The following is a 13,713-nucleotide window of genomic DNA, read 5'->3' as shown; positions in this document are numbered from 1 at the left end:
CCCGTTTTAACCAGCAAGGAGACAACCATGAAAAAGATTGCCCGCATGTCTGCAGTGCCTGTTCTAGCACTCGCTGTCACAGCCCTAGCCGCGTGTGAACCCAACGCAACCGACGGCGCACTCAACGTAAAAGCAACGAACACAGAATGCGCAGTGTCAGCCGACACGGCTGAGTCGGGAACCCGCGAATTCACCATTAAAAACGAGGGAGACATCGTCACCGAGTTTTATCTGCTGGGTGAAGACGGACTGCGGATTGTCGCCGAAAAGGAAAACATTGCGCCCGGTTCAGAAGCTACACTGTCAGTTTCGCTGCAACCCGGCACCTACTTCACCGCGTGCAAACCCGGACTGCGCGGTGAGAACGTTGGCGAAGCTAAATTTACCGTCACCGGCGAACCCGTCGAAGTCTCCGGCGAAGACAAAGAACTGTTCGACAAAGCGGTAAAGGACTACATCGCGTTCGTGAAGAACGAAGTCGCCGAACTTGAACCAAAAGTGGGCGAATTCGCTGACGCCTACGCAAAGGGAGATGACGAACAAGCGCGGAAACTGTACGCCACAACCCGCACACACTACGAACGCATCGAACCGATTGCTGAGGCTTTGGGTGTGCTGGACCCCCGCATCGACTACCGCGAAGTCGACTACCTGGCCGAAGCCGACATTCTGAAAAAGGACGACCCCACCTTCACCGAATGGTTGGGCTTCCACCGAATGGAAAAAGACCTCTTCCCACCCAAGAAGGGCGACAAGAACGCAGATGGTGCTGATGCATTCGACGGGTGGAAGACGTCCAGCCCCGAAGACCGGAAACGAATCGCGGACACCCTCAAAAAAGATGTGCACAAGTTGCGCGAAACCGTGGACGCGGACAACTTCATCGAAGACCAGCAGATCAACATTGCAACCGTTGCCAACGGAGCTTCCGGCCTGCTCGAAGAAGTTGCCGTCAGCAAGGTGACAGGTGAAGAAGACTGGTGGTCACACACCGACCTCTACGACTTCGCTGCCAACGTAGAAGGCTCGAAGATTGCGTTTGACCTGGTCAAGCCCATTGCAGAACGTAAAGGCTCCGAAGGTGAGCAACTAGTCAAAGACATCGAGCAAGAGTACGGCGAGCTCAACAAGCTGCTGGGCGAATACGGCAACCTGGACGAAGGCTTCGTCAGTTACGACACCGTCACCGCCGAACAGCAGGCCGAACTCACCCACCAGATCGACGAACTGCGCGAACCGCTGTCCAAGCTGACTGGAACGGTTTTGGAGATCAAGTAATGGTCGAACACCAGGAACAAAATGGTGAAGAGGAAACACCAGAGTCTGCCCGAGGTGTGGGCCGCCGCGGGTTGCTCGGCGCCATGGGCGCCGGCGCGGCCGGGCTCGCTCTGGGAGGGGTGTCCGGGTTCGCGTGGGGACGCGAACGCGCACAGGTGCCCACCACCTCGGCGCCAAAGACTTTCCCGTTCGAAGGTGATCACCAGGCAGGAATCACCACCGAAGCACAAGACCGCATGCACTTCGCGGCCTTTGACCTCACAGACGGGGCCACGCGTGAAGACCTGATTGAACTCCTCGAAGAGTGGACCGAAGCCGCGCGTCGCTTGGTCATAGGTGGCGAGGTTTCAGCGCGCGGTGCTTTTGGGGGCGGCCCCAACTTTCCACCCGATGACACAGGTGAAGCATTCGGTCTGGACCCCGCCGGCCTCACGCTGACGTTTGGGTTTGGGCGCTCGCTGTTTGTCACCGCTAATGGCAAAGACCGCTTTGGCCTGCACAAACACATGCCAAAAGAATTCATTGATCTACCCGTCATGACCAATGATTTCCTAGACCCTAAACGCTCCGACGGTGATCTGTGCATCCAAGCGTGCGCGGACGACCCGCAGGTGGCAGTTCACGCGATCCGAAACCTCACGCGGATAGGCGTGGGCAAGACCCGCATCAAGTGGTCGCAGCTGGGGTTTGGGCGCACATCCTCGACCACCCGTAGTCAGGAGACTCCGCGAAATCTCTTTGGGCAAAAGGACGGAACGGCAAACATTAAAGCGGAGGACACGGCAGCACTGGACGAGCACGTGTGGATCAACTCCGGTCCTGCCTGGGCTCACGGTGGTAGTTACCTGGTTGCCAGGCGTATCAACATGACCATCGAAGTGTGGGACACGCTCCAACTCGCCGAACAGGAGCGCGTCACCGGGCGGTTCAAACACGACGGTGCCCCGCTTTCCGGTGGAGACGAGTTCACGCCCGTGGACTTCCATAAACTCGACAGCCGAGGTCGCACGTTAGTGGAAGAGACTTCCCACGTGGCGCGCGTACACCCAGACAACAACGGGGGTATCCGCATGTTGCGTCGCGGCTATAACTTTGTCGACGGAAACGACGACCAGGGTCGCTTGAACGCAGGACTGTTCTTCATTGCGTTCGTCAACGACCCCGGTCGGTTCGCGCACGTGCACAGCAATATGTCACGCGACGAAATGTTTGTGGAATACCTCAAGACCACAGGTTCTGGCGTGTTCTTGATTCCGCCGGGAGCGGGCTCAGACGGGTATGTGGGGCAGTCGCTTCTGGAAGCGTAGGGGCGATGCTTGGCGAAGGGCTTGCCTGTTGGGGCGGGCTGCGGGTCCCTGCCCGTCAGCCCGCCTGTCGGCAATGCCTTTACTTACCAGTCCAGCGAGGTGCACGCTTTTCAGCGAACGCCTTTGATCCTTCGATCGCGTCGTGCGAGTTGAACACGTCGCGTGTGAGTGGTTCCTGCTTGGCCGATTTTTCGTCGCTTGCCCAGTCAGCGGATTCCACGATGATCTGCTTGGACGTGCGCACCGCCAACGGCCCGTTAGCCGCGATCGTACGAGCCAGTTCAAGCGCACCTTCCAGTGCCTGACCTGCGGGAACAACCCGGTTGATCAGCCCGTGACCGGCCACAAACTCGGTGGGGTAGAGGTCACCGGTCAGTGCCATCTCCATTGCGATCGCCCGGTGCGTGCGTTCCGGAAGCGTATACACGCCACCTGCCGCAGCAACCAGACCGCGCTTCACCTCGGGAAGCCCGAACTTAGCGTTATCCGCGGCCACCACGAGGTCGCACGCCAGCATGGTCTCAAACCCGCCCGCCAACGCGAACCCTTCGACAGCTGCGATGAGCGGCTTGGCTGGGGGCGCCTCGGTCAGGCCTGCAAACCCGCGACCCTCAACGGACGGGGACTCCCCGCGCACGAACGCCTTGAGGTCCATGCCCGAACAGAACGTCCCACCAGCCCCCGTAATCACGGCCACAGCCAGTGCGTCATCGTCGTTGAAGCGGTCAATCGCGGCGGCGACACCCTGGGCCACGTCCTTGTTGACGGCGTTCTTGGCCTCGGGACGGTTCAGGGTGATGACGAGGACGTTGTCAACGACCTCGGTGAGGACTACCTGGTTTTCTGCGTTGGTTGCAGGGGCGTCTGCCGAGGTGGTCGCTGGGTTTTCGTTCTGGGTCATTGGATCTCCTTCGATCGAGGGTTTCGTCCAGCCTATGCGGTGAGTTGCGCCCCGAGCTATTTTTGTGTGCGCTGTCTCACAGAGTGTATGGGGTGACGCGGGTTTGGTGCCGAGGTGTGGGCCAGTTTGTGAGGGCCCGGCTAGGGTTCGCGAATCAGCCGCGCGTGTCAACGGTGTGCCGACTCATGTCATTCGGTCAGGTCATGCCTTCGCCTGGTCGCGCTCTTCAAGCCTTTCGACTGAGTCAAGTAGGCGGCGGGCATTGGCCGGTGTTCCAAGCAAATGCGCAGTTTCACGTAACGATTCGTACTCAGTGAGGGAAACGATCACGACGGGCTCGTGGCCGGAACGCGTGATGATCGTTTCTACGCGGTCGTTGACGACGGCGTCTAGAACCTTTGCGAAGTTTGCGCGTGATTCCGTATAGCTCATCGCTTTCATGTGGGTGCTCCTCAAACAGATCGCTGTGCAACCAATTATGCAGTAACTCTTTCAGCGACGATCGACGCGGAGCCACATTACTCTACAAACCTCGAACCGGCGTGTAGAGTAAACACCACTTTTGTTCGTTTTGTTCACGTTTTTGGCCCAAAATCGGCGAGTTACTCTACACCTCTCCGGGCAAAGCGCGTTGGGTTGTAGACAAAACCACCGTGAAGCTTCACTTAAGCCCCCGGTGTGCTCACCGACTTACCGAACGGCCCCCACGGTGCGTAGGCATAAATCCGTGTAGCGGTCCACAACTTGGGCTGCGGTCAGTTCGCCGTCGGGCTGGAACCACGAGGCAACCGAAACGCACATAGACACCACGGCTCGTGACGCATCGAGCGGGTAAGGTGTGGTGAACACTCCTGCCTTGGCTCCGGCGACCACAATGTCGTCGATCTGCTTCTGCTGCCGTAAACGATCTTTCCGGTGCGCCGCTAAACCTTCAGCATCCAATGACCTGATTTCTGAAGCGTTGACCAGTGATTCGTCTTTGCGCACGGTGTGGAACCACAGCATGCAGTTCATGACGTTGGTGAACTGGGCCAACGGATCGTCCCCAGCTTCTTCGCGTGCAAGCTCGGTGCGCCACCACAGCTCTTCCATGCCCTGAGCAAGGAGTGCTTGCAAGATTGCCTGTTTGGATGGCCAGTGATGATACAACCCAGGCACGGACAGGTTCGCTTCCGTCGCGATGCTGCGAATCGACGTGCCGTGGTAGCCAGCCCGTGCAAAGCACCTAAGCGCCGCCCCCTGTACTGGGGTCCACGGGTTGTCACTGTAGTCGCGCCACATGGCGGGTGGGTTGGCTTTGTTGGGGCTGGCTTCGGTATTCATGCATTTCTCGATCGGAGTGTAACTGTGAGTGGGACTCTGCGGGGTGGTTCCGAGGTGTTTGACTGGTAATCGTCGGTTGACAAGGAATCGCCCTAATGGTCAGAGTATAAGTATTTGAAGGACACCGAGCGATCGATCGGTGTAGTGTCTGGTCGATCAGTGTAGCTGGAGTGGAGTGTTTCCGCACCCACCCCCGCGGGCGCACCCACGCCAGGCACAGCAAAACAAGGGAGATTTGCAATGGACAACGCTTCAAACGGCTCAAGCGCTGCAGGCGACTCAAACGCTCTGGCCGGGAAGGTCGCGGTCGTTACAGGCGGTAGCCGCGGAATTGGTTTGGCGATCGCGCAGGAACTGGTCTCACAGGGCGCTCGCGTCATCATCACTGCGCGCGGCCAAGAAAACCTTGACGCGGCCGTGAGCACAATGCCGCGAGGCTCCGCCCTGGGAATCGCCGGAAAAGCCCACGACCCCGAACACCGTGCCCAGGTTCTTGACACCGCCGCTAAAGAGTTCGGCGGTCTGGACATCCTCATCAACAACGCTGGCATCAACCCGATCTACGGCAAGCTTGAAGACTTGGACCTGGGTGCCGCCAGCAAAATCTTCGAAGTCAACGTGCTCGCGCAACTGGCGTGGGTGCAGGCGGCGCTGAAGCACCCGGACCTGAAGTTCCGCGAGCGCAAGGGCTCAGTTGTGAACCTGTCGTCCGTCGCCGGTGAAACGCCTCCGCCCGGAATCGGTTTCTACGGTGTCACCAAGGCGGCTGTATCGCACCTGACCCGCACACTTGCCGTGGAGCTTGGGCCCGACATCCGCGTCAACGCAGTCGCCCCCGCCGTGGTCAAAACCGACTTCGCAAAAGCCCTCTACGAAGGCAAAGAAGAAGAAGTCGCAAGCGCCTACCCCATGGCCCGCCTGGGAGTACCGGCCGACATCGCCCAAGCCGTCGCATTCCTCGTCTCTGACAACGCCAGCTGGATCACCGCACAGGTGCTGCTGGTCGACGGCGGCCTCACCGCAGCAGGAGGCACAGCATGAGCGACACCACCTCAAACCCGCAGAACACGCCAGCAGCCAACCAATCTGCACAAAAGGCGGACACCTCGGAGAAGCCTGGTGCCACCTCGGCCGAGGTCGTTCCCACCTTTGACGGCGTCCCCACCGGATCCGCCGCCCCAGTGCTGGTGCTAGACCGGATCGAAGCGTTCTTGGACGAACATGGCCTGGGTGCAGGCCCCGTCGAGTGGGAGCGCGTGGGCGGCGGGCAGTCCAACATCACGTTCGTGTTGTCGCGCGGTGGGGAGAAGTTCGTGTTGCGGCGCGGGCCCCGTCCGCCACTGCCCAAGGGCACGCACAACATGGTGCGCGAGGCGCGCGTGCAGCAGGCCGTCGCCGCGCAGGGCGTCCCGGTGCCAAAGATTTTGGCGGTGGGTGAAGACGAGTCGATCCTGGGCGTGAACTTCTACATCATGGAGTTCCTGGATGGGTTCGTCATCGATTCCTCCGAGCCCGCGAACGTCACCACGCCTGCGGATCGCGCGCACGTCATGGAGTCGTTCGTGGATTCGCTGGTGAAACTGCATTCGGTGGACGTGGAAGACCCCGATGTGGCTCGCTTGGGTAAGCCGGAGGGATACCTGGAGCGTCAGGTGGCCACGTTTACGCGCCTGTGGGAGGTCAACTCCAAGCGCGAGGTGCCCGATGTGGTTGAGCTGGGCCGTCGCCTTGCCGCCGACATCCCCACCTCACAAAGCCACGCCGTTGTGCACGGGGACTACCGGCTGGGCAATGTGATGGTGCGGCCAGTTGGGGCGCCGGACGTCATGGCGATCCTGGACTGGGAGATGGCCACGCTGGGTGATCCGCTGGCCGACCTGGGGTACTTCCTCGCGACCTATGCTGAGCCCGGTGCCGGGCAACCCGGCGGCCGAGAGATGACTGTCATGGAGCTGTCGCGGGTGACCACTTCGGAAGGGTATCTGTCCCCAGACCAGGTGGTGGAGCGCTATAGCGCTGAGGTCGCCGAGGTGTCAGGCAGCGCCCCTGACCTGTCCCGGATCGACTGGTATAAGGCATTGGCGCTGTTCAAGTCGTGCGTGTTCCTCGAGGCGATGTTCACCCGGTGGAAGGCTGGCGAACGTCCCGGTGACGATTTTGCGCCGAGGTTGGAGCAAGGAGTTCCGCAGCTGGCCGTCCGCGGGCTTGAGTGGGTGTAAGTACTGCGCAAAGTGAGTGAGACTACGCGTTATATTGCGTAGTCTCGCTCACTTTGCGCTGTGTGGGTTTGGCTAAATCGTGCGGAGCTCTTTGCTTAGAAAGTCGTTTGGATACAGTCCAGTTCGATTTTGAGGCCCGAGTGTAGCCAAAACTGCCAAAAAGTATGGCGTGGATCACTAATTTAGGGTGAAAAGGGGCATTTTGGATACAGTCCAATTTCTGGACTGTAGCCAAAATGCATGTGGCCTTCGGGCTTAGGCGGGCGTGATGTTTGTGGTGTTACACCTGCAGCTGCGGGTGGTGCCACGCGTGTTTCGTCGCAGCCTCATAGGCAGCCGCAACTCGCAGAACATGTGCATCAGCCCCAGGGCGTCCCACGATCTGCACACCAACCGGCAAACCATCCGCGCTGAACCCGGCAGGAACACTGATAGCGGGGCAACCAGTTGCAGAAATCAACGTGGCTGACTCCATCCACGACAAATAGTCCTCCATAGCTTCACCATTGATGCGCGTGGGGAACTCCTCCGAAGCATCAAATGGCAGAACCTGAGACGTCGTACACACGAACACGTCATGCGTGTCAAAGAACTCCGCAAGGGCAGGCCACATGAGACCGCGCAAACGCACGCGCTCAAAGTGCTCGTCAGGTGTCATTGCCAAACCGGCTTCGATGTTGGTGCGTAGCGATTCCTTCATTAAGTCGCCGTGCAATTCATAGGCTTCACGGAATCCAAAAGCGAACTCAAATGCTCGCTCAAGCCTGAACAAACGGCGAGCCACATCCAAATCAGGGCACGCATCGGTGACGTGAGCGCCCAAGCCTGCGAACACCTCGGCCTGGGCGTCAATAACCTGGCGCACCTGCGCATCAACCTGCACCCGGCCGCCCAGATCAGTGGAGAATCCGACGCGCACGCCTGTGAGGTTTTCTGCCGTGAAGGCGTCATCCCATGCCGTCGAGGACCCGGGCGGAACAGCCACAGGACCGGCAGGGTGCGGGCCCGAGGTGAGCTTCATGAGAAGGGCAATGTCGGCCACCTCGCGAGCCATGAAGCCCGACTGGGCAATCCAGCCGTACGGGTTCTTGGGGGCTAGGTGCGGGAGCCATCCGTTCGATGGGCGCAGGCCCGCGATGTTGTTAAACGACGCAGGGAAGCGCAACGATCCGCCCATGTCAGACCCGTCGCCGGCTGCCTGAACCCCTGCCGCGATCACCACGGCCGCACCACCTGACGAACCGGCCGCCGACTTCGCCGTGTTGTACGGGTTCACCGTTGTGCCAAAAACGGGATTGAACGTGTGAGCGCCGGCGGCGAATTCTGGCACGTTGGTCTTCCCGGTGGGAATGATGCCGGCATCGCGCATGCGGGCGATGATGAGGTCATCGGCGTGAGAAACGTAGTCCTTGTAGATGGGGGAGCCCCAGGTTGTGCGCATGCCCGCCACTTCGTGAGTGTCCTTGTGGGTCATGGGGACACCTGCGAGCGGGGGCAAGGTTTTGCCCGAGGCGCGGTCGTTGTCGATCTGTTGTGCGGTTTGGCGTGCGCGGTCTTGATCGAGCGTCACCACGGCGTTGACCTGGGGGTTGATCGCGTCAATCCGAGCGAAATGCGCGTTCACCAGCTCCGTTGCGCTGACCTCTTTGCGGTTCAGTGCCTGGGCGGTGTCGCGGAGTGAGGTGTAGGTATAGGTATCCATGGGTTTTCTTGGGTTCTAGTGGGGTCTTTTGCGCGCAGTTCACTTGCCCAATCGGGATAGAACTGCGGTGAGACCGGCTTTGATTCCAGTTGTTAAGGACTGCTCTGGTACATCTGTGACAAAGAACGGTGAGTGGTTTCCTGCAACACCGCCGGGACCTTTGTATTTTGCGTCCGAGTACGCGCCCCAGAACCAAAACACGTATGGCACGTCAACGGAGTCGCCCAAAATGCCAAAGTCTTCAGACCCGGTAGCTGGCCCGCTGACGTTGACCTTGTCTTCGCCTAGCGATTCGCGGAAGCTCTGTTCAAGGTCTTTTGCCAGTTGCACGTCGTTATCGCAACGGGGGAAACGGTACATCGGCTCAACTGTTGGTTCCGGTGCCCCCGAGGCAATCGCTTCGCCTTTCAGAATGCGGTCCACTGCTTCTAGCACGCGTTCACGGACGGCTTCGTCCTGTGTGCGAATGTTCAGTTTGAATGTTGCAGTTTCGGGAATGATGTTCTCTTTTGTGCCTGCATTGAACGTGCCCACTGTGAGCACCACCATGTCTGAGCCTGCGACTTCCCGGGAAACCACGGTCTGTAGTCGCGTGACCATGTGTGCCCCAAGCACAATTGGGTCAATTGCGTTTTCTGGTTGCGACCCGTGAGCCTGTTTGCCGTGCACGGTGACCTTGAGTGAGTCTGCCATGGACATTGCGGTGCCGTGGGACAAGGTAACTTCATCGGCCAGTCCGGGCCAAATGTGCTGACCGAAAATGGCTTCTGGTTTGGGGAATTTTTCCCACAGGCCGTCTTCGACCATTGCGTTGGCACCTGCTCCGATTTCTTCACCGGGTTGGAAAATAATGATGAGTGTGCCCGCCCAATCGTCACGGTTTTCGTGCATGAGCTTTGCTAGGAGTAGTGCACACGTGATGTGGGTGTCATGGCCACATCCGTGCATGACACCCACCTTGTTTCCGTCCGTGTCCGAGGTGGTTACGGTTGACGCCCAATCCACGCCCGTTTTCTCAACCATGGGGAGACCATCAGTGTCGGCGCGGAACCCGATGGTAGGCCCGTCCCCGTTTTCGATCATCGTTACCGTGCCAGTTCCGCCCACGCGGGTGGCTTCGAGGCCGTAGGACTTCAACTCCTGTTCGATGCGTTCTACTGTCCACGTTTCCCGCATCGATAGCTCTGGGTGTTGGTGAAACTCTTTGTAGAGTTCCACAAAATAGTCTGCGAACTCCGGAACCTGACTCATAATGGCCGAGGTCGTTGCTGGCATGTCTTCTCCTTGTGTCAGTTGGCGTGCAATGCACGCGAGTGAATGAAGTGTTTTGAGTGATTAGAAGTTAGTTAATTGTGGCTGCGTTCATGTTCGCGGAATCGTCACGTTTACGAAGAAACCAGGTGAGAACAATGGTCATGAGCACTGCGATACCCACTGCGCCAGCTTTTAGGGCAGGAATCCAGACAGTGAGTCCAAAGACCACAAACGCGGAGCACGCCAAAGCGATCAACGTTGCGCGTAGTTGTTTTACTGTGGCAATTAATTGAACCGCTACACCGCCCAAGATTGCGGGAATGATATACAGCCGAGCTATATCGGTGATGTGGTCAGGAATAACCGTGACCAGCCAGGTTCCCAAAACTCCGACGAGCAGGAGCATGCTGATCACGTGGATGAAAGCAGCGCCACATATGGCAGCTGTTGCTGCGTAAGACGCTTTGCGCGATCCGGGCTTCTCATTGATAGCTGCCTGGGCAACGATGGCAGATGGCAACAATTTGTTTGCAATGTTGCCGATCATGAATGCCTGGTACATTCCAGCTGGCCCTAGGATCGGGTAGTAAGTAAGAGGCTCTACCACGTAGAAAACCCCGTAAACGGCGAAAACAGCCAGAAATGCTTTGAGGATCTGTGGCCAAGTGACATTAACGTCTGCGAAATACATCAGGTAAAACGGCAACGACGTGGAAATGAGCAGGCCAATTGCGAGGGTGAGGTTACCCCAGATGAAGGTGGTCTTCTGGTAAGCGGCGTGCGATGGTGTATGTGACATGATCGTCCTCCTCCTAGCCGTTCAACCCGTTGTAGTGGGCGAAGTACGCGACTGAGAGACCAACGAGAATAGCGAACCCCAGACCCCATTCACGTAACCATGTTTGGTTTAGTGCTTTAGCGATCCACAAACACAGCCCCATAACAGCAGCAGAAGCAATAACAGTCACGAAATGCACGTTGGATTTAGGGATTTCAGTAATTGCAAGGCTGGCAAAAGCCGCAAGAAGAGCTGCGCTTGGAACGATAGTCATCAGCGCAGGATTTACTTTCTGCAACGTCGCCTCACTTTTCTGAAAGATAGGCGTCAGAATTAGGGTGGCAATCATCCACCCAGCTCCTGAAAGGCTCATGGCGGCCAGCGCGATCACGAATGTGCTGGCGTCATAGCCATGTCCTCCCAATTCGGCTCCTGCGGTGTTTGCCGCCACGGACGCGGATGCGACCTCGGTGCCGGCAGAACCAATCAGACCAATCCTGACCAAAACGGGAGGCGTGCCGAACAAAGGGAGAAGCGCTACAGCAACCAAAACGACTGCCAGCGATGGTCCGATAGCTGCAACACCACCGGCTCGGAACGCTTTTGAAACTTCAGCCTGCGTCATGTCAGCCGCTTCAGCATTTCGGCGAACCGCGCGCATGTAGATCGCCGACTGCACTAGGATGACGAAAAGTACAGAGCACGCCAGAACCCACAGAATGGGGTTGTTGGCGATTTCGGTGACACTTGGTCCAGCGTTCTGTGAACTACTGGATGCAAGAAACCCATAGTTCGTTTGGTGGTGCATGTACCCTCCGCTCCATTGCGATTTAAGTCACAGTAGCAACGACTTATACGTTAGGGGAGCGGAGGCCACATGGTGGACGGTAAAATTTGAGGCTGACCTAGGGTTATAACCCTTAGCGCTACAGGCTCTTGGGGTCTACGTCGAGCAACACGTCCGACGCGTTCTCCATCACATCGAGCAGTGTCAACGCATGGGGGAGTTCATACTCGAAGAAGTACTGCGCCGCCGCTCGCTTCCCTGCATAGAACGTGGCGTCGCTTCCGGCTCCAGCACTGGAGGCGACGCCACCCTCACCAGCGCCTTCACCAGCCCTGGCGCTGTCAATCGTGTTCACCATGTCCAGCCACAGCCATGCCGCAACGATGTGCCCCATCGCCTCCAAGTACAGCGCCGCATCCTTCAGTGCAGCATTGGCGCTGTCACGGCCGTGGACTGTGCGCGTCACCTGAACTGCCCGCTCAACCGCGGCGCGTAGTTTGGCTGCCCACGCTTGGGTGTCGGCCCCGGCCCCGGCCCCGGCCGCAGCCTCACCCGCCCCACCACCTGCCGCCTCGCACGTCTGCGCAATGCGCCTGACCAGCAGATCCAGCCCGGCCCCGCCACGCATGGCCACTTTGCGGCCTAACAGGTCGTTGGCCTGGATGCCGTGCGTACCTTCGTGAATCGGATTGAGCCGATTGTCCCGATACAACTGCTCCACCGGGAAATCCCGCGTGTACCCGTATCCACCATGCACCTGAATGGCTAGGTCAGACGCCTTAACCGCGTACTGCGACGGGAACGATTTAGCGATAGGCGTCAGCACATCAAGCAGTAGCGCTGCCGCCTCACGGTCCTCCTCACGCTCCGCCGTCTGCGCCTCATCCTGCAACCGGGAGCAGAACATGACCAGGGCGACTGACACCTCGGCGTAGGACTTCGACGCCAGCAACATTCGCCGCACATCCGCGTGCTCCACGATAGGCACCATGGGCCCACCCTGCCCCTTGTCCTGCGGGAGGCGGCCCTGGCGCCGCTCGCCCGCGTACCGCACGGCCGTCAGGTGCGAGCGCTGCCCCACCGAAGCCGCCGCTGCACCCACGAACACCCGCGCCTCGTTCATCATGTGGAACATCAGTGCCAGGCCCTCGCCTTCGCGCCCAATGAGGTATCCCACCGCGCCCGAGGTGGGCTCACCTTGCGCGTTTACCGGCCGGTGTTTGTCGTCGCCGAACTCCAGGAGCGTGTTCGTGGTTCCGCGGTTACCCATTTTGTGGTTGAGCCCCACCAGGGTGATCGCGTTGCGTTCGCCCAGATCACCGTTGTCGTCAGTGATGAACTTGGGCACCGCGAACAGGCTCAAGCCCTTTGGCCCAGGCTGCGCGTTGTCACCTGCGTGACGGGCCAGCACTAGGGCCACGATGTTTTCCGAGATCTCCTGGTCACCACCCGAAATCCACATCTTGGTGCCGAAAAGTCGATACGTGCCGTCCGGTTGCGGTTCGCCACGTGTGGTGAGGTCGCCCAGGGACGAACCGACTTCTGGTTCGGACAGCGCCATCACGCCAAAGAAGCGGCCCGAAGCCATGTGCGGAACGAACCGGTCGATCAGCTCCTGCGACCCGTGCTGGTAGAGGGTCTGGGCGGCTGCGGTTGTCAGCCCGGCGTAGGCGTAGGTTGACGCGTTCGCAGCCTGGAACCACATGTACACCGCGCGAGCAACGGTCATAGGGAGTTGGAACCCTCCCACCTTTTCATCCATGGCTGCTGACATCAGGTCTGCTGCGGAAAACGCGTCGAGTGCGCGCTTCACGTCGTCGATAAGTTCGACTTTCCCGTCTGCGTTCATGCGCGGTTCGTTCGCGTCGAGCTTTTGGAAGTGTGGTTCGAAGTGCTCCAGCGCGATCTGCTTTGCCACGTCCAGTATTCCGTCGAACGTTTCACGTGAGTGCTCCTTGAACCTGTTGCGCTGGGTGAGCTCATCGACTTTGAGCCATTCGTACAAGAGAAACTCTGCGTCGCGTTCGTTGAAGATCACGGATTTGGACATGTCGCTCCTTTGCGATCGATTGTTAAGTATGGGGTCATCCTACAGTTTTTGCAGGTGGTGCTGGGTGAGACGACGCAAAGTGAGCAAAACGGCGCGTTATATTGCGTAGTCTTG

Annotated in this window: 12 protein-coding genes; 4 read left to right on the top strand and 8 right to left on the bottom strand. The window is 58.9% G+C overall.

Features of this window, described 5'->3' with window-relative positions; translation table 11 throughout:
- Nucleotides 1–27: 27 nt before the first annotated feature.
- Together efeO and efeB are read left to right on the top strand one after the other, a co-directional pair.
- The gene (gene efeO / locus QP868_RS09345; RefSeq protein ID WP_284926296.1) at nucleotides 28–1,278 is read left to right on the top strand and encodes an iron uptake system protein EfeO; all 1,251 of its coding nucleotides are present in this window, start codon (nucleotides 28–30) and stop codon (nucleotides 1,276–1,278) included.
- Nucleotides 1,278–2,585 carry an iron uptake transporter deferrochelatase/peroxidase subunit gene (gene efeB / locus QP868_RS09340; RefSeq protein ID WP_284926295.1) on the top strand — a complete coding sequence of 436 codons (1,308 nt, stop codon included), beginning with the start codon at nucleotides 1,278–1,280 and terminating at the stop codon, nucleotides 2,583–2,585. Before efeO ends, efeB begins: the two co-directional genes overlap by 1 nt.
- Nucleotides 2,586–2,664: 79 nt before the next feature.
- Here efeB and QP868_RS09335 read toward each other — a convergent pair whose 3' ends face one another.
- The 3 genes from QP868_RS09335 to QP868_RS09325 all read right to left on the bottom strand — a co-directional run bounded on the left by QP868_RS09335 (nucleotide 2,665) and on the right by QP868_RS09325 (nucleotide 4,809).
- Nucleotides 2,665–3,486, bottom strand: coding sequence for a crotonase/enoyl-CoA hydratase family protein (locus QP868_RS09335; protein ID WP_284926294.1), 822 nt, complete (start codon nucleotides 3,484–3,486; stop codon nucleotides 2,665–2,667).
- A gap of 201 nt (nucleotides 3,487–3,687) precedes the next feature.
- A complete protein-coding gene (locus QP868_RS09330; RefSeq protein WP_284926293.1) occupies nucleotides 3,688–3,927 on the bottom strand; it encodes a type II toxin-antitoxin system Phd/YefM family antitoxin in 240 nt (79 codons plus the stop codon).
- 249 nt (nucleotides 3,928–4,176) lie between these two features.
- Complete coding sequence (locus tag QP868_RS09325) at nucleotides 4,177–4,809, bottom strand: TetR/AcrR family transcriptional regulator (RefSeq protein ID WP_284926292.1); 633 nt, start codon at nucleotides 4,807–4,809, stop codon at nucleotides 4,177–4,179.
- Between the two features lie 240 nt (nucleotides 4,810–5,049).
- On the opposite strand from QP868_RS09325, the gene QP868_RS09320 reads away from it, so the two are divergent.
- Both QP868_RS09320 and QP868_RS09315 read left to right on the top strand, forming a co-directional pair.
- Nucleotides 5,050–5,850, top strand: coding sequence for an SDR family oxidoreductase (locus QP868_RS09320; RefSeq protein WP_284926291.1), 801 nt, complete (start codon nucleotides 5,050–5,052; stop codon nucleotides 5,848–5,850).
- On the top strand, nucleotides 5,847–7,028 hold the full coding sequence (locus tag QP868_RS09315) for a phosphotransferase family protein (RefSeq protein ID WP_284926290.1): 1,182 nt from the start codon (nucleotides 5,847–5,849) through the stop codon (nucleotides 7,026–7,028). Before QP868_RS09320 ends, QP868_RS09315 begins: the two co-directional genes overlap by 4 nt.
- 280 nt (nucleotides 7,029–7,308) lie before the next feature.
- On the opposite strand, the gene QP868_RS09310 is transcribed toward QP868_RS09315, so the two are convergent.
- From QP868_RS09310 to QP868_RS09290, 5 genes are all read right to left on the bottom strand, one after another.
- Nucleotides 7,309–8,730, bottom strand: a complete 1,422-nt coding sequence (locus QP868_RS09310; protein ID WP_284926289.1) for an amidase — start codon at nucleotides 8,728–8,730, stop codon at nucleotides 7,309–7,311.
- A gap of 39 nt (nucleotides 8,731–8,769) precedes the next feature.
- A complete protein-coding gene (locus tag QP868_RS09305) occupies nucleotides 8,770–10,005 on the bottom strand; it encodes an amidohydrolase (RefSeq protein WP_284926288.1) in 1,236 nt (411 codons plus the stop codon).
- Between the two features lie 67 nt (nucleotides 10,006–10,072).
- Entirely contained in the window at nucleotides 10,073–10,783 is a 711-nt protein-coding gene (locus tag QP868_RS09300) for a hypothetical protein (RefSeq protein WP_284926287.1), read from the bottom strand.
- A gap of 13 nt (nucleotides 10,784–10,796) precedes the next feature.
- A complete protein-coding gene (locus QP868_RS09295) occupies nucleotides 10,797–11,570 on the bottom strand; it encodes a DUF5058 family protein (protein ID WP_284926286.1) in 774 nt (257 codons plus the stop codon).
- A gap of 118 nt (nucleotides 11,571–11,688) precedes the next feature.
- On the bottom strand, nucleotides 11,689–13,599 hold the full coding sequence (locus tag QP868_RS09290; protein ID WP_284926285.1) for an acyl-CoA dehydrogenase: 1,911 nt from the start codon (nucleotides 13,597–13,599) through the stop codon (nucleotides 11,689–11,691).
- Nucleotides 13,600–13,713: the final 114 nt, after the last annotated feature.

The sequence above is a fragment of the Brevibacterium sp. UMB1308A genome (genome assembly GCF_030230605.1).
Taxonomy (GTDB): Bacteria; Actinomycetota; Actinomycetes; order Actinomycetales; family Brevibacteriaceae; genus Brevibacterium.
The sequence above is the reverse complement of the archived record's forward strand: the minus strand, read 5'-3'. Positions and strand labels throughout refer to the sequence as shown.